The sequence below is a fragment of the Mucilaginibacter sp. P1_A3 genome, from assembly GCF_056406855.1.
Window position 1 is genome coordinate 795,982 of sequence record NZ_JBFTZJ010000001.1, and the last position, 17,071, is coordinate 813,052.

A 17,071-nucleotide genomic window follows, 5' to 3' on the forward strand; every position below is an offset into this window, starting at 1 on the left:
ATTATAATCCCGTTGGCGTTATCATGCTATTTATAAATCGTCCAAATTTGCATCATTATTTTTAATTAGTCTAAATAAATGCAAATAAAATATATCCTTTACGTTTTAGCTATACCATTTACTTTCAATATGGCCGATGCGCAAAGGCGGGATACATTAAAAAAGGACACTGTAAATATTAAGCAGTTGAAAGAAGTAGTAGTTACCGGCACACGCACGCCCAAAAGCCTGCAACAGGTGCCTATACCTATAACACGGATTACTGCGGATGAAATAAAGAAAAAAGGTTTGGTACGATTAAATGAAGTTTTAGCAGAACAAACCGGCATGACCATTTTAGATGACCCGCACGGACAAGGCATACAAATACAGGGTTTTGATCCGGCCTATACAATGATCTTAATAGACGGATTACCTTTAATTGGCCGCAATACAGGTATCCTGGAGCTTTCCAGAATCACCACTAATAATATTGACCGGATAGAAATTGTAAAAGGCCCTACATCTTCCCTGTATGGCAGCGAAGCGATGGCTGGTGTTGTGAATATCATAACTGCCGATCCGGCTAAAGGCATTTCGGGAGGAGTAGCCACGCGGTATGGCACCAACAACACGGCTGACCTCACGTTAAATTCGGCCTACAAGAATGATCGGTTTTACATTTCGGGTTTTGCTAACCGATACAGCAGTGGTGGCTATACGTTACAATCTTCGTCTGGCCTGCCTACGGTTTCCCCTTTTGCTGGTTATACGCTGAATGGTAAATCATCTTATAAAATAGACGACAAAACGACGATCAAACTTTCGGTAAGATATTATACCAATGATCAGGATAGCAGATACCTGGTAGATAACCGTTATGCCGGGGGTACAGGTACCGAAAAAGACTTTAATATAGCACCTGTTATCACCCATCGCTTTACGGATAAGCTGCTTTCCACCTTGCAGCTCTACCGGTCTACTTATAAAACCAATTCGGATGTAAGGTATGAGAATGATAAATCGGTATATGACCAAACCTTTTTTAACCAGGCCTTTAACCGTGCCGAATTGCAGAACGATTACGCGGTAAAGGATAACCTGAAACTAACCGCCGGGGCAGGCGGCCAGTATGAAACGGTTGAAGCTACACGATACACCAAATTACAATCATTCACTTCCGGCTATGGCTATTTCCAGGCCGACTGGCTGCCGGTAAAAAAACTGGATATTATTGCCGGTGGCAGGTATGATGTGCATAGCGTTTACAAATCACAGTTTAGCCCCAAGCTGGCGGCAAGCTATGCGCTTAGTTCAAAGTTCACTGTATTGGGATCGGCAGGAAAAGGCTATAAGGCGCCCGACTTTCGCCAACTTTATTTAAACTTTACCAATGCCGAAGTTGGTTACAGTGTTTTTGGTTACGAAGAAGCAAGTGCGGGTATACAGCGCTTACAGCAGGCGGGGCAGATTGAAACCATATTGATAGATCCCGCTACGCTGAAAAGTTTAAATGCCGAAAGTTCCACCGCTTTTAATTTAGGTTACCGCTACAAACCTACAAGTAAACTCTACTGGACAGCCAATCTTTTCCGCAACAATATTACAAACCTGATTGAAACAGCGGCTATCGCTATCAAAACCAATGGGCAATCTGTATTTTCCTACTTCAACCTGAATAAGGTTTACACGCAAGGCGTAGAAACCGACCTGAGTTACCAGTTATTTAAATCCCTGCAAGTAGCAGCTGGCTTTCAATACCTGGAAGCTTACGATCAGGATGTATTGGACCAGATTGCCGCCGGCAAGGTCTTTACAAAAGATCCGGAAACCAACCTCACTAAGGTTATTAAAAGAAGCGACTACGGAGGCCTGCTTAGCCGGTCCAAATACACCTATAATATCCAGGTAAACTACCAGGAAGATAAAACCGGCATCAACGCTTCCATAAGGGCGATCTATCGCGGCCGGTATGGTTATAAGGATACCGACGGAAACGGCATCGTAAATCGCAATGATGAATATACCAAAGGATACGTATTGGTTAACGCATCCCTATCCAAACCCTTCCTCAAAGATGCCTTTAGGGTGCAGCTTACGGCGCAAAACCTGCTGAACTATAAAGATGCCCAGGTTATCCTTAACCTGCCGGGCAGGCTTATCTACGCTGGCATAACCTATAATTTCAATAAAAAATAACACACAAATTAAATAATAATTCAAACAATAGAACACATGAACAAATTCACAACTTTATCATTGGCATTAAGCAGCGCTATCATTTTACTGGCATCATCTTGCAGTAAAAACAGCGATGATCCCACTCCCGCAGTAAGTAAGCTCACCACAAAAACCGTTGCCGATCTTGATGGCTCAACAGCCGCTGCTTATTACAGCCTTTCAACCGGCGCGCAAATTACCGGCGCCGATACAGCGTCAACCAAATGGGATATAAAATTTAAAGGAACGAGCATATTTATAAACGGTGGCACATCCGGTACAGGAACCACACAAGCCCAAATAGTGAGCAGCACTTTTGAAACCTTAACTACAGCGCCAACAGCCAATTACAAATCGGATGCTTCAGGTACGCCTGCCATATCAGGATGGTATACCTACACAGCCACCACCGAGCCACAGCATGCTATACTTACCGTTCCGGGTAAAATAATAGTGCTAAAAACATCAGCGGGTAACTATGCTAAGGTTGAAATAATAAGTTACTATAAGGGTAACCCCAATACAACAACTGCCACGTTTGCTGACCTGGCAACCAGGCCGGCATCACGCTTTTATACCTTCCGTTTTGCGTATCAAGGCGATGGCACTACAAGTTTTAAATAGTTTTTTAGTTGGTTAATGAATGCTCCCCCGAAAGGGGGACTGTTTTTAAATTTTTGAAGATGAAAAAAATAATCATAGTAATGATGCTGGCAGTGTTTGTCACCGGCACAAAAGCCAGTGAACATGTACCTGATAATCAAAAGATCATATCCCTTAATGGTACGGTTAGTGAAATTTTAGCGGGCTTAGGTTTAGAGCATAATATTATTGGCACCGATGTAACAAGTAACTACCCCGAAAGCTTAAAAAGCAAACCCAAGGTAGGCCACAACCGCAATATCTCTGCTGAAGGCATTATTGCCCTGCAGCCTGATGTGGTGACCGGTTTAACTACCGAAATAAAACCAGAATTGGCCGCTCAGTTAAAAACCGCGGGCATCAAACTGGTTTTATTTACCCAGGAGTTTTCGGCAGATGGCACCCGTAAATTAATTAAAGATGTTGCCGCTTCATTTGGAGGGCAGCAGCAAGCCGCGGGCATGATCAAAAAACTGGATACCGACCTGGCCGCAGCAAACAAAGTGAATAAAACAGCTACTAAACCCAAAATACTGTTCATCTACGCCCGGGGAACCGGTACCATGATGGTTGCCGGGGATAATACACCTTTAACCAAGATCATTCAATTAGCAGGCGGACAAAATGCTGTAACCGGGTTCAATGATTATAAACCATTAACATCCGAAGCCCTTGTAGCCGCCAACCCGGATGTGATATTATTATTTAGCAGCGGTATGGAAAGTTTAGGTGGCGCAGCTGGTTTAGTCAATGTACAAGGCGTAAGCCAAACCAATGCAGGCAAAAACAAAAAATTCATCACCATGGATGGTGAGCTGCTGACCGGTTTTGGTCCGCGATTGGGGCAGGCTGTGGCACAATTATCACAAAAACTAAAATAAAAGTGCTTAAAAACCATCAACTGATCCTAACCGGGTTAACCCTTTTTTTGATAGCCGTGATCATTGCTTCGGTTTGCATAGGTGCGGTATATATCAGTCTGCCACAATTCTGGTCTATCCTTAGTTACCATTTCGGCCTAAGTAAGGAAGTTTTATTCAGCTCGCAGCAAACAGCTGTATTGTTCAGCCTGCGGTTACCAAGGGTATTACTGGGCGTAATCATTGGCGCCGCGCTGGCAATTTCAGGTGCATCCTTACAGGGTTTGTTTCGTAACCCGCTGGCCGAGCCGGGGTTGATTGGCATATCATCTGGTGCAACTTTGTTTGCCGCATTGATGATTGTTTTTGGCGGTCACCTGCTCAGTACCATTGGCAGTATTTACGGCTATTATGCATTGGCCGTTGCTGCATTTATAGGGGCTTTTGTTACCACCCTCACGGTTTACCGCATGGCCATGCACCAGGGAAAAACGGTGATAACCGCTTTACTTTTAACCGGGATAGCTATCAATGCGCTCGCTTTCGCTTTTACGGGGCTCCTCACCTACCTTTCAACAGATGAACAGTTGCGTAACATTACCTTCTGGAGCCTGGGCAGTTTAGGCGGCGCCAGTTGGGTATCATTCAGTAGTGTACTGCCATTTATTGCTATCCCGCTCGTTGGTTTACCTTTTATGGCCAAATCGTTGAATGCTATTGCCTTGGGTGAGGTACAGGCAGGGCATATGGGTATCCGTGTTAACCGTACAAAAAGAACAGTAATCATCCTGGCTACAATGGCTGTCGGTGCTTCGGTGGCCGTGGCGGGTATCATCAGCTTTATTGGCTTGGTGATTCCTCATATCCTGCGGATGGCTTTTGGGTCTGATAACCGTTTGGTGTTGCCAGGATCGGCCCTGTTAGGAGCCGCAGCCTTAACACTGGCTGATTTAATATCCCGTACTATTGTATCGCCCGCCGAACTACCTATAGGAATTGTTACCGCCCTTGGCGGTTCGCCTGTATTTATTTATATGATCTTTTCACAGCTTAAAAAACAGCAATTATGATAAGCGTACAAAATATTTCGTATTCGGCGGGGAAAAAGCAGATACTCAATAACGTTAGTTTTGAGGTAACATCCGGAGAAATGCTGGCCGTGATCGGTGCCAACGGCGCAGGAAAAAGCACATTACTAAAACTGCTTTGCAGGGAAATCTACGCAGCTTCTGGTAGCATCAGCTTAAATGATAGGGATCTTGTTTTGTATTCCATCAAAGAAATGGCGCAACTCCGGTCGGTACTAACCCAGCATAATACAGTAAGCGTAATGTTTACGGTTAAGGAATTGGTGCTGATGGGGCGTTACCCTCACTTTGAAAATCATCCATCAACAAATGATATCGAAGTGGTAAACAAAGTGATGAATGAAACCGGTATAACACATTTAGCAGGGCGAGATTATAATACCTTATCAGGCGGAGAGCAGCAGCGGGTACATCTGGCAAGGGTTATCGCCCAGATCTACGACCGGCCAAACGCCTTCCTCTTTTTGGATGAGCCTACCAACGGGCTCGATTTGTTATACCAGCAGCAAATATTGCAACTGGCACGCAACATGGCCGACAGGGGGTATACGGTGATCAGCATTTTGCATGATATCAACTTTGCATCCCGTTATGCCGATCAGATCCTAATCCTTAAAAACGGAGAAACAGTAGCTTTCGGGCCACCTCTGGAGGTGATCAATTGCGACAACATTCACCAGGCGTTCAACATTAAAGTAAAGTTAATGGATTACGAAGGCTTTAAATGCCCGCTGGTTATCCCAAGCGGCATATTGATTTAATTTAATAAACAGATAAAAATGGAAAATATAACAGCATCAATAAAAGAACAATGGGCAGCCTTGAAATTACAAGATCCCAAATTGCGCATCCGCGATGCCGCCAAACAATTAGCCGTAACTGAAGCTGAGCTGGTGAATACCGGCGTAGGTGAACACAACACACTGCTTAATACCGACTTTAAAGAATTAGTGAAGGAAACCGCGTCACTGGGGTATGTAATGGCACTTACCCGTAATGATTACTGCGTACATGAGCGTAAAGGCGTTTACAAAAAAGTGGGGTTTAACGGTCATGTGGGTTTAGTGGTTACTCCTGACATCGACCTGCGCCTGTTTATGACGCACTGGCATTTTGGTTTCGCGGTGAATGAAAACGACAGGCTGAGCCTGCAGTTTTTTGATGACGATGGCAGCGCCGTACATAAAATTTATTTAACAGATCAAAGTGACATCGAAGCTTATCACCAATTGGTTGCAAAATATGCGGCTGAAGAGCAGTATCAACAGCTGGCAATTCAACCCAGCCTGGAAACTCCCGCTGAAAAACCCGACAACGAGGTAGATATCAAAACTTTTAAAGATGCCTGGATAGCATTACAGGATACGCATGATTTTCATGGATTATTAAAAAACTATGGCCTAACCCGTACCCAGGCTTTAAGGCTGGCGCCAGATGGTTATGCGCAGCAAATCAGTTTAAATTCCCTGAAACAAATTTTAACCAAAGCTGCTGAAACAGCATTACAGATCATGGTTTTTACCGGGAGTGCAGGCTGCATACAGATCCATACCGGCCCAATAACAAAACTGGTGCAAACCGGACCATGGTTTAATGTGCTTGATCCTGAATTTAATATGCACTTGCGCGAGGACGGCATAGCGGCCATATGGCTGGTTAAAAAGCCAACTGTTGACGGGCTTGTACATAGCCTGGAGGTTTATGATGGTGACGGCAATACCATTGTGCAGTTTTTTGGAAAACGCAAACCTGGAATACCCGAAAATGAAGGATGGAGAACTATTTTAAATGAATTAGCGAACGCAATTTAAAAGAACAAGCCCTGTTTACCCGCGATAGCTATGTAATGGTTATCGTGGGTAAGACAGGCACAAAAAGAATCTACCATGTGCCAGACTCAAATTCTAAGTCATAAAGGGGCATCTGTGATCAGTCACTGCCCTGATTGTCAAATGATCAACATTTGGAACAACAACCTGATGTTGTATTTTACCCCACAGCAGTTTAATAGTTTTAGTGACTTTATTACTAACCTAATTTTCAGTGACCGCTCTTTCCCCTTTCCCGATGGAGAAGAAAGAGTGATACTTTGCACCCCCAACCGGGACATTAACTTTGTTTTTACGTTACAAGAATACAGGGAGTTATCCGAAGCAATGGAAGAAGCAGTTTACCTGCGGGAAGTTTATCACTTGCTAAACCAGTAAACTTATCCGCTCAGTACCGAATATTAAACGGATATATAACAAAGACTAATCCCGCGGTGGGTTTATACACAGTCCCCCGCAGCCTTTAGCGTCAGATTTGATGCAATTTTTCTATCTTGTCGCTCTATATTAAAATAGCTCATGATCAGATTTATGTTGACGGCGGGTATACTTTTCAGTATCCCTTTTTTTCTGAAAGCACAAAATAAAAGCACCACATTACCTGCTCAACTTGATTATCATCTCAGCTGGGACGGTAAATCACCAATCCTGAAAGTAAGCCTTGAATATAGCCCAGCAACCAAAGACAGTACCGTATTTATTTATGGCGACCTTAATTTTGGCGGACAAAAGGAAATTTTTAAGGTACTGCAAAACATAGATACTAAAGACAAAGTAAAGATTACCCCCCTCGAAAGAAAAATAACAGTATACCATACCGGGGCTGGGCCAAAGAAAATAAGCTATACCATTAACGGGCAACTGGTTGGCAACCCCAAACGGGCAACGGTTGATGAACTGTTTAGGCCGCTGATTACCCCCGACATATTGTACCTGGTTCCTCAATTTTTCATGATTAACCCGGTGGGGCATTCCGCTGTTACCGCAAGTGTTCAATGGGATTCATTTCCGGCCGGTTTACCCTACTTTATCTCAACCGCAGCCGGAACTAACCCTTCCTTAAAACAAAGCATCCCTGTAAATAAAGAACAGGATGTGCTGATCCTAATGGGTGCCGGGTTGGTAATTAATACTTATAAAGTACATGGCATCCCCTATTATTCCATTACCTCAAAAAGGGATACCATCAATAACATAAAGGCCGAGCTTGAGCCTTTTTTTGCGCATTATTTCCCCGGTCTGCGGGATTTCTGGAAAGATGACCAGGCACCTTATTATTACATCAGCATATTACCCTTACTATCAATTGATAAACCCTGGGCTACCGGATATAGCCAGAAACATGGATTTGTGATGAGATACTCCGGAAAATTTGACGACAACAAAAAACGGGTACTGGCACATGAAACTTCCCATTCGTGGATTGGAAATAACATGCAGATTGGGAATGATGAGTTTGATAACCAGTGGTTCGGCGAAGGGTTTAATGATTATGTTATGCTGATTAACCTGGTAAAATCGGGCATACAGGATAAAACTGCCTTCCTTGACTACGTAAATAAAGATAACTTACTGGCTCATTATAGCAGCAGTGTTAAAAACGCGCCCAACGATTCCATCGCCGCTAAGTTTTGGGTGGATAAAAACTATCAAACCCTGCCTTATAAAAGAGGATTCATTTATGCCTTTTACTTTGACAACCAGATTCGCCTTGCTTCTGGCGGAAAGCTATCGATCAGGGATTTACTGCTCACCTTGTATCAAAGAAACCAACAAATACACGCGGCAAACCCCACTGCTAATTTAACACTGGATGATTATATTGCAGCAGCAGCAAAGTTCATCCCCGAAAAACAGGTGAGGGACGAAATAGAAACGAATATGATACAGGGCAAAACGCTGGATTTTAAAACCATTAAACTGATTGATGGCTTTAAAATTGATTACCGGGATAGTATACCTGTATTAGAAATCAGCGAAACGACTAATATAAAAGAGATTTATACAAGGTAGTTTTTCAAGGCCAATAAAAACGACCGGACTTTACTTGATAAACATGATGAAGAACAAAGACATTTCTGATAAACCAGGTTATAGCCTATCGCGCCGAAACCTGCTTTCTTTTTTGGGCGTGCTCCCCTTTGCACCCCGCATGTTAACCCACATGAGTGAAAGCCAGTATAGTGCGCAGAAAGTCTTATTAAATGAGAATACGCTTCCCTCCAAAAAGCTATTTGCCATTAAAGGAACATTTTTAAACGCTGCCTACACGCATCCCATGAGCATCGGCAGTGCCGAAAGTATAAAAAGCTATCTGAATTTGAGGTTGGCTAATGGAAAGGCAGCAGATACCATTGACGAAGATCGAAATACGGCGCGCACTTTGTTTGCCCGCCTGATTAATGCCGATGCCGATGAAATTTCATGGGTTTCCAGTACCATGGCTGGCGAAAACCTGGTTGTAAATGGCCTGGGCTTGCCGGGAACAGGTGCCCGGATAGTTACTGATGCTTATCATTTTGATGGCTCCTTATACATGTACAACGAACTGGCCAAACGGGGTGCTGATGTTAAAATCGTTATTCCTAAAAACAACAAAATAGATTTGGCCGATATGGACGCGGCCATAAAACCAGGCACAAAACTGGTAGCCATTTCGCTGGTATCAATGATCAATGGTTTTCAGCACGATTTAAAGGCCCTTTGCAACATAGCCCATGCCAGGGGAGCGTTGGTTTACGCCGATATTATACAAGCCGCAGGTGCGGTGCCTATAGATGTGCATGACAGTGGAGTTGATTTTTGTGCCTGCGCTACCTATAAATGGCTGATGGGCGATTTTGGTGCCGGTTTTTTATATGTACGAAAAGACAGGCTTCCGTTAATAAAACGCAGCCAATTTGGTTATCGCCAGTTAAAAGACATGAAGTCACACATTTTTCCTTATGATAGCGCCGGAAACAGCCCCTTTGAATTTATCCAGGGCGAAAAGACCCGAAACTATTTTGAAGTGGGAACCCTGGGCAACGCCGCTGTGCCCGCGCTCATTTTTTCTTTAAATTACCTGCTCCATACAGGTGTGGATAAGATACAAAACTACCGCCAGCCCATGATTGATAAACTTCAGCAGGAGCTGGCCAGGCTGGGCTATCAACCCATGACGCCCCGCGAGTCTACTTCGCCAATTGTGAGTTTCGCCCTGGAAGGCGCTGAAAAAAAGCTTCATCAAAAACTGGCAACTGCCGGTATTAACATACAACTTTATGAAAACCGGTTCCGCATATCGCCATCGGTTTACAATACCATGAGTGATATTGACCACCTTATCAACGTTCTTTCCTGATTACGAAAGGGCCAAGAATATGCGGATCTCAATAATATCATCGCTGTTTTCAATGTAATTATCCCCGAGAGCCCTGGCTTAGCACGGATGATTACCAGGCATAACCCGTTCCCCTGTTTTTCACAATTTCCCTTGCTATTAATAGCCGCCAGATCTTTACTTTTTTTTAAAATCCGATTCAACATCAACCGCGTTGTTTTGGGAATAAAATAGTTCTACCTCCTGCCATATTATGGTTGAGCTCCATTAAATAAAGGTTAAGTAATTGTAAAAATCAAGGCATGTAAATGTTATTTTAAAGTGGGTTTGTTACCCGCAGGATAACATTGTATTAAGAAATTGTATTGGACATAAAAATTCAGGATTTAAACAGATTTGAGGTGGCTTATTTGCGCAAAACTGAATATTTGAATGGAACAAGTCCTTACTTTTTTACCTCTTCTTTCTTCCCTTTTATCATCTTCATCAGCGGCCAAAAAGCTGTTTCTCGGTATCGCATTACTTATTGGCTTTAGCACTGTAAAAGCACAATCTATTAAAGGCAGCGTTACCGATGCCAAAACCGGTGAGGCGCTTATTGGGGCTACCGTCCATATTGAAAAGGATAATTTTAAACTTAACTCAACAGTAAAGCTCGATGGTGCCTACCTGTTTAAAAATGTAACCGCCGGTACCTATAAGCTACATGTAAGTTATGTGGGATACAAAACAACTAAGGAATATACAATAGAAGCTTCGGAAACACGCCCTGCCGTGTTGAATATAGCAATGGTTGATAATGCCAACGGAATTAACGAGGTGACAATCACAGAGCACGCCAGCAGGGAAACAGATAGATCTGCAAGAAGCGATGAAAAGAACGCCGTTACCACCATGAATGTGGTTTCTGCGCATTCAATTGCCATTTCGCCCGATGTGTTGGTTGCAAATGTACTTAGCCGGGTATCGGGTGTTTCTGTAGATAGAGGCAATAGCGGCGACGCACAGCACGTGATCATCCGCGGTATGGATAAACAATATAATACCGTGCTAATAAATGGGATAAAAATACCAAGCCCTGATAATAAGAACAGGTATGTGCCATTGGATATTTTCCCTGCCGATCTGATTGAGAAAATTGAAGTTTCTAAAACACTTACACCAAACATGGAAGGTGATGCATCGGGCGGGGTTGTAAACCTGATCATGAAAAGTGCACCCGACAAACTGAGGATTGACGGTTATGTAGGAACGGGGTACAGCCAATTATTTTTTGACAGGGGCTTCAGCAGCTTTAACTCAAGCACTGTTAGCAGAAAGGCCCCCGGCGAAAAATTACCTCCTCTGGGACTGGCTTCGATAAGTGATTTCCCATACCAGAATCTAATAACCAAAACACAGAATCCGCCTCCAAACACTGATGTGAGCTTAACAATAGGCAACCGCTTTTTAAACAACAAGTTAGGCCTTTTACTATCGGGTACTTTTCAAAACAGGTATGAAGGCAATAACACTTTTGTAGTAGTACAAGAAAGTACTGTAGGACCAGCTCCGGATATCAATTCGCAAAACCAGGAAACTAATTTTCAAAGCTCATACAACCGCCAGTATTCTGCACATATTGACAGGTTGGGAACCGTAGCTTCAATTGATTATAAGTTTGACCCAAATAATACGATCAGTTTATTTGGCACCTATTTACAGTTAGATGATCATCGGGTACGTAATACTCAGAACTTTGTTTATGGCGGTTACTCTTACCAGGGGTATCATTATACCAATGGAATTGATAATTTGATAGAAACACGCACCGATCTGCAGCGGATATATAATTTTACTTTAAAAGGCAAACACAACATCAGTAAGTCATTTAACCTGGATTGGATACTTGCCGATTCAAAGGCATCACACCAGGTACCTGATATTGCAGAATTTAAAACTTCATATAACACCAGCCCGGGCCCGGGTGGTACTAATGCACCTACACCGGGTAATCCAGGAAGCTCTACCTATGTGGCGCCAACTATTGTTAACGGCCCAACACTGTTAGGCGATGAATCAAGAGTATGGACACATAATACTGATAAAGATATTTCCGGGTATTTAAACCTGAATTATGACGCCAGCATTTTCGGGCACAAAGCTACCTTGTCTGCCGGCGGAATGTTAAGGCATAAAACCAGGGATAATTTTGAAGACAGTTACAATTTAAACCACGGTTCTGACCCGGGATCACCCACCTCAGATGAGGTATTCGTTTCTATTCCCGCGTCAACCTTTCAGTTCAACTCTCCTGAGTATGCCCGTGGCAGTTCCTTTAGTTCAGCCGGTGTATATAGTTTCACAGAAAACATTCATGCGGAATATGGCATGGTTAAATACTTTATTAACAACAAATTCGATGTAACATTTGGTTTAAGGGCCGAACATACAGATCAAAGTTATTTATCAAGCCTTCCTGCAACCTTCCCAGGAAAATCGGGAAGCATTACTTATGATGATTTCCTGCCCAGCATCAATGCTAAATACGCATTGACCGATAACCAGGCAGTAAGAGCTTCTTATTTCAGGTCGGTTCTGCGCCCTGCATTTGCAGACTTGATCCCTTATCCAGATCAAACTCCCGATCAACCTTACGCAACATTAGGGAACCCATATTTACAGCATACTACCATTGATAACTATGATTTACGATATGAGTTTTTCCCGGCCGCTTTTGACGAGTTTATGGTTGGCGGATTCTATAAAAACCTAATGAATCCGATTGAAACAGTGCTTGGGCCAGGCCCATCAGGAGCCAGTTTATACCTGGAGCCGCAAAACCTGGGCAACGCCAGTAATTTCGGAGCTGAGTTTTTAGTGAAAAAGTTTTTTGGAGATGTAGGATTATCAGCCAATTACACTTACACCCAATCTAAAATTACCACCTCAAAAATTATTGATGTTCAAAACGTAGGCATAACCCACCGCGATCAAACCAGGCCTTTACAGGACCAGGCCGCACACATTGGCAATGTTTCCTTATTATATAAAAACTCCAGGAATGGTATCGACGCCCAGTTAGCCTTGGCATATACCGGTGAAAGAATTGCTTATGTATCGGGATACTACAATTTGGATACATGGGAGAAAGCCTCGACTTCGCTTGATTTCTCGGCTCAGAAAACTATCGGAAACCATTTTATAGTTTTTGTAAAGGTTAATAACATCTTAAATACCCCTTACGAGCTATACATCAAACAAAATAATACCAACAACTATACAGGCATACTTAAATACCCTCACCAGGAAAGCGCTAATCATACCACTGTAGAGTATGACCGATACTATTCACGGTATAACCTGGGCTGCAGGTTTAAATTTTAAAACCCAAAAACAAAATCAAATAAAATAACAATTAATTAATCATGAAAAAGCTAAAACTAATTTCTTTAGGCTTATCCCTTTTTGCGCTTGCAGCTTGCAGCAAAAAAGGCGACAAGGCAGTTATCTCAATACCCCTGGTACAAATTGGGAAACCCATCCCAAATACTGGTACCCTACCTGCAGGTACTTATAAAGGTACCATGCTTACAAACCAAACTTATACCATAGGCGGAGATATTACAATTAACGCCGGAGATACACTATTGATTCAAAAAGGTGTAAAACTAAATATGACAAATGGTGCCAACATTATTAATAATGGTACTTTCATCAGCCTGGGAACAAGTGATGCGCCTATAACCATCACCGATCCTCGTCGTTCCAAATTAACAGGAGCATCAACAGTAGCTACCGATTCTGCTTATGTAGGTGGTTGGGGTGGTATTTACAGCAGCAGTACTGCCAAGCTGGTTGTTTTGAAATGGACACACCTTGACTTTGGCGGCGCAGCTTTAAAAGCGCTTCCTTTTCCTAATGGTAACTCATTAAAAGCCGGCGCTCAGTATATTTTATATTTCCAGAACCCTACCGGCGTATTTATTATGGAGGATTCATGGATGTATGGCTCACCTGATGATGCAACCCGTTTTTATGGTGGTTACTATAACATCATGAGAAACACGATGGAAAAATGTGGCAGCACAGGTGGTGATGGTTTTAATGCTAAAGGCAGCTCGATGGGTAACATGGCTTATAACCTTATTATAGGTGGTGCAACCAACGGTACAAAAACTGCAAGCGACGGTACAACAGCCGGTGAGTGCCAGTTTACCATGTACAATAATACCTATGTGAATGATGGTTTTAGAAACAGTGGAGTTTATGGAGCACGAAGCGGCTCTGTTGAAATTGAAAACAACTCAAGAGCGTTGGTATACAATAACCTGATTGTAGACTGTAATTTTGGCGTACGTATTGCAGGCGGTCCGGGTGGTGCTAAAGTTTACCTGGCTGATACAACATCTAACCCATCAAGCGTAATCCCTAAAACAGCTTATGGTTACAATTTTTATTATGCCGACAACGCAGCTATGGCTGGCCAGTTTGTACCAACCAGTGTTGCACAGCCAGTAGTTACACATCCTCAGGCTACTGACATTCCTAATATGGCCGCATTCTTAGGCGCATCATATACTTTCGGGTTTGTTTATAATGGCAGTTCATTGGTAGGTAAAAACAATCCTATGTTTGTGAACTACCCATTGCCTGCCGCCAACAATTTCTGGATCACGCAAGCATCTGTTGATAGCTATAACTTCCATTTACAGGGTGGTTCTCCAGCAATTGGCAAAGGAACAACTACGGCTTTTGTGCCTATTACAGCAGGTATCCCTATTGATCCAACGTTTGGCTCAAGCGGCATTACACTTCCGGGTAAAGATATGGGTTGCTACCAGGTTGACGGAACGGGCAATCACCACTAATTTTTAATAATTATAGTCACCATATGATTTTTAATTTAACAGCTACCTTTAACAGAAGCATCAGTGCTTCTGTTAAAGGTAGCTTGTTTTGCTTTTTAGCATTTGCTATACTTTCCTGCAATAAATCTGGCAATAAGGTTTTACCTGCTAAAGATACAACCGTTACCGTAATCACTAAGCCTGTTGTTTTCCAGAAAACAACCTACGATCCTGCTGCGCTGGATACTACTAAATTGTTTAATCGAATACCGGTTACAAATAATCTTGCCCGCAAAGATCTGTTTGAAATTTCAGGCATAGCTGCCAGCAAGGTCAACCCGGGGATATTATATATTCATAATGATAGCGGTAACTCCAACCAGGTTTACCTTACTGATGCCAGCGGGGCAAATAAGGGAACACTTACATTAACACCAGTTAATAACCGCGATTGGGAAGATATTGCTGTTGGGCCAGGCCCCATTGCAGGTAAAAGCTATATTTATGTAGCCAATATAGGCGACAACGATGCTAAATACAGTTCGGTCTTTATCTATCGTTTCCCGGAACCTGATCTGACAGAGAAGACTACGCCTTTTGTTGCAGACATTACTTCAGTGGATATCATCGAACTAAAATATCCCGATGGCCCGCACAATGCGGAAACACTGATGATTGATCCCTTAAACAGGGATATTTTTATTGCCAGCAAGCAGAGCAATATATCTTTTGTATATACCGCAGCTTATCCGCAAAGTACAACATCAGCTACCATAATGAGCCCGGTAGTTCAACTGTATTTTAACAAAGCCACCAGCGGTGATATATCGCCCGATGGGTCGGAGATTTTACTCAGGAGTAATGAGTTAATCTGGTATTGGAAATTACCTGCCGGAACCAGCATAGCGGCAGGTTTAAAAACTCAGCCACAGATAGCACCCTATGCCAACAATGAACCACAAGGCGAAGGTGTAGGGTTTGCGGCTGATGGTACGGGGTATTATACTGATACTGAAATTAAAGACCACCCCGGTCATTTAGCAACAATTTCCTTTTATAAAAGAAAATAATTTGATTTGAATATGCGTCTTGCACTTCTAATACGCCAGCCTAAAATATCAGTCATTATCATCAATTTTTTGCTGACGGTTCTCATTGGTACATTTTATATACAAAAAGGTTACTGCCAGGGCAAATCACCTGCGGTTATCAACATGGTTTTTACTTCAGATGCGCATTATGGCATCACCCGAAAAAATTTCAGAGGTGATACCAATGTGACCGGTCACCAGGTTAATGCAGCAATGATCCGCGAGATAAATAGTATGCCCAATTTGGTACTGCCAGCAGATGGTGGCGTTGGAGGCGGAAACAAAGTGACCGCCGTTGATTATCTTATCCAAACCGGGGACATTGCTAACCGGATGGAAATTCCGATTCAAAGTGCTGCCACATCATGGACTCAATTTGAAACTGATTATATACAGAACGTAAAGTTAACCGGGCATAATGGGCAACCTGCTAAACTGCTCCTGGCGCCTGGCAACCATGATATCTCCAATGCCATCGGGTTTGCCAAGCCTATGAAGCCGTTAACAGATCCTACATCCATGGTTGAAATTTATAACCTGATGCTGAAGCCTAAAATCCCTTTGACCAATGCGACCTATAATTACGCTGCAGATAAAATTAATTATGCCTTTAATTTGAAAGGGATACACATGATGTTTATCACCCTATGGCCAGATTCTGCCGAGCGGATATGGATGCAGAAAGATCTGGATACAGTTAATTCAAAAACTCCTGTAATTATTTTTACTCATGATCAGCCAACCTCCGAGTCAAAGCATTTTACCAATCCATTGCCGCCTTATAATATGACGGCACTTAATGAGTTTCAAAATCTTGTTGCTGAACATTATAAAGAAGGCCAGGTTGCGGAAAAGGGAAGCGGGGCGACCGATATAGAACAGCGGGGGTTTGTACGTTTTTTAAAAGCACATCCAAACATCAAAGCCTATTTTCATGGCAACAGCAACTGGAACGAATTTTATGTTTACCAGGGACCTGATAAGGATGTTAAGTTGAATACATTCAGGGTGGATTCGCCTATGAAAGGAGATTTATCATCCAAAGACGAAAAAAGGCTTTCATTTCAGCTCATCAGCATGGATACTGAAAAACAGTTACTCACCGTGCGTGAATGTTTATGGAACACTAAACCAAATATTAAATCTCAAAAGCCTGCTTTTGGTGAAAGTGTAACAGTTTCTTTAAAAGTTGATGAAGCCAATTAAAAGGC

Annotated in this window: 13 protein-coding genes; all 13 read left to right on the forward strand. The window is 42.7% G+C overall.

Annotated features, from left to right (window positions below; translation table 11 throughout):
* The first annotated feature begins 78 nt into the window (after positions 1–78).
* Complete coding sequence (locus tag AC1D0K_RS03165) at positions 79–2,178, forward strand: TonB-dependent receptor plug domain-containing protein (protein WP_477399373.1); 2,100 nt, start codon at positions 79–81, stop codon at positions 2,176–2,178.
* A 36-nt stretch (positions 2,179–2,214) separates the two neighbouring features.
* On the forward strand, positions 2,215–2,823 hold the full coding sequence (locus AC1D0K_RS03170; RefSeq protein WP_477399371.1) for an HmuY family protein: 609 nt from the start codon (positions 2,215–2,217) through the stop codon (positions 2,821–2,823).
* A 59-nt stretch (positions 2,824–2,882) separates the two neighbouring features.
* Positions 2,883–3,722 carry a heme/hemin ABC transporter substrate-binding protein gene (locus tag AC1D0K_RS03175; RefSeq protein WP_477441773.1) on the forward strand — a complete coding sequence of 280 codons (840 nt, stop codon included), beginning with the start codon at positions 2,883–2,885 and terminating at the stop codon, positions 3,720–3,722.
* A gap of 2 nt (positions 3,723–3,724) precedes the next feature.
* On the forward strand, positions 3,725–4,771 hold the full coding sequence (locus AC1D0K_RS03180; protein ID WP_477395091.1) for a FecCD family ABC transporter permease: 1,047 nt from the start codon (positions 3,725–3,727) through the stop codon (positions 4,769–4,771).
* Entirely contained in the window at positions 4,768–5,550 is a 783-nt protein-coding gene (locus AC1D0K_RS03185; RefSeq protein ID WP_477395093.1) for a heme ABC transporter ATP-binding protein, read from the forward strand. The genes AC1D0K_RS03180 and AC1D0K_RS03185 overlap by 4 nt, the downstream gene beginning before the upstream one ends.
* An 18-nt stretch (positions 5,551–5,568) precedes the next feature.
* Entirely contained in the window at positions 5,569–6,600 is a 1,032-nt protein-coding gene (locus tag AC1D0K_RS03190) for a hemin-degrading factor (protein WP_477395095.1), read from the forward strand.
* A 75-nt stretch (positions 6,601–6,675) separates the two neighbouring features.
* The gene (locus tag AC1D0K_RS03195; protein ID WP_477395097.1) at positions 6,676–6,996 is read left to right on the forward strand and encodes a DUF6686 family protein; all 321 of its coding nucleotides are present in this window, start codon (positions 6,676–6,678) and stop codon (positions 6,994–6,996) included.
* 141 nt (positions 6,997–7,137) lie between these two features.
* Positions 7,138–8,631, forward strand: coding sequence for a hypothetical protein (locus AC1D0K_RS03200; protein ID WP_477441777.1), 1,494 nt, complete (start codon positions 7,138–7,140; stop codon positions 8,629–8,631).
* Between the two features lie 43 nt (positions 8,632–8,674).
* Positions 8,675–9,961 (forward strand): aminotransferase class V-fold PLP-dependent enzyme, encoded by a 1,287-nt coding sequence (locus AC1D0K_RS03205; RefSeq protein ID WP_477395101.1) that lies wholly within the window; start codon positions 8,675–8,677, stop codon positions 9,959–9,961.
* 411 nt (positions 9,962–10,372) lie between these two features.
* Positions 10,373–13,306, forward strand: a complete 2,934-nt coding sequence (locus AC1D0K_RS03210) for a TonB-dependent receptor (RefSeq protein WP_477462996.1) — start codon at positions 10,373–10,375, stop codon at positions 13,304–13,306.
* A gap of 41 nt (positions 13,307–13,347) precedes the next feature.
* Positions 13,348–14,790, forward strand: a complete 1,443-nt coding sequence (locus AC1D0K_RS03215; protein WP_477441781.1) for a hypothetical protein — start codon at positions 13,348–13,350, stop codon at positions 14,788–14,790.
* A gap of 23 nt (positions 14,791–14,813) precedes the next feature.
* The gene (locus AC1D0K_RS03220; protein WP_477395105.1) at positions 14,814–15,839 is read left to right on the forward strand and encodes a hypothetical protein; all 1,026 of its coding nucleotides are present in this window, start codon (positions 14,814–14,816) and stop codon (positions 15,837–15,839) included.
* Positions 15,840–15,851: 12 nt separating this feature from the next.
* A complete protein-coding gene (locus tag AC1D0K_RS03225) occupies positions 15,852–17,066 on the forward strand; it encodes a metallophosphoesterase family protein (protein WP_477395107.1) in 1,215 nt (404 codons plus the stop codon).
* Positions 17,067–17,071 lie beyond the last annotated feature (5 nt).

Coding starts and splice junctions, on each gene's coding strand:
- AC1D0K_RS03185 (WP_477395093.1), top strand. CDS start 4,768: ATGATAAGCGTACAAAATATTTCGTATTCGGCGGGGAAAAAGCAGATA.
- AC1D0K_RS03210 (WP_477462996.1), top strand. CDS start 10,373: ATGGAACAAGTCCTTACTTTTTTACCTCTTCTTTCTTCCCTTTTATCA.
- AC1D0K_RS03165 (WP_477399373.1), top strand. CDS start 79: ATGCAAATAAAATATATCCTTTACGTTTTAGCTATACCATTTACTTTC.
- AC1D0K_RS03170 (WP_477399371.1), top strand. CDS start 2,215: ATGAACAAATTCACAACTTTATCATTGGCATTAAGCAGCGCTATCATT.
- AC1D0K_RS03220 (WP_477395105.1), top strand. CDS start 14,814: ATGATTTTTAATTTAACAGCTACCTTTAACAGAAGCATCAGTGCTTCT.
- AC1D0K_RS03225 (WP_477395107.1), top strand. CDS start 15,852: ATGCGTCTTGCACTTCTAATACGCCAGCCTAAAATATCAGTCATTATC.
- AC1D0K_RS03190 (WP_477395095.1), top strand. CDS start 5,569: ATGGAAAATATAACAGCATCAATAAAAGAACAATGGGCAGCCTTGAAA.
- AC1D0K_RS03195 (WP_477395097.1), top strand. CDS start 6,676: ATGTGCCAGACTCAAATTCTAAGTCATAAAGGGGCATCTGTGATCAGT.
- AC1D0K_RS03200 (WP_477441777.1), top strand. CDS start 7,138: ATGATCAGATTTATGTTGACGGCGGGTATACTTTTCAGTATCCCTTTT.
- AC1D0K_RS03175 (WP_477441773.1), top strand. CDS start 2,883: ATGAAAAAAATAATCATAGTAATGATGCTGGCAGTGTTTGTCACCGGC.
- AC1D0K_RS03215 (WP_477441781.1), top strand. CDS start 13,348: ATGAAAAAGCTAAAACTAATTTCTTTAGGCTTATCCCTTTTTGCGCTT.
- AC1D0K_RS03205 (WP_477395101.1), top strand. CDS start 8,675: ATGATGAAGAACAAAGACATTTCTGATAAACCAGGTTATAGCCTATCG.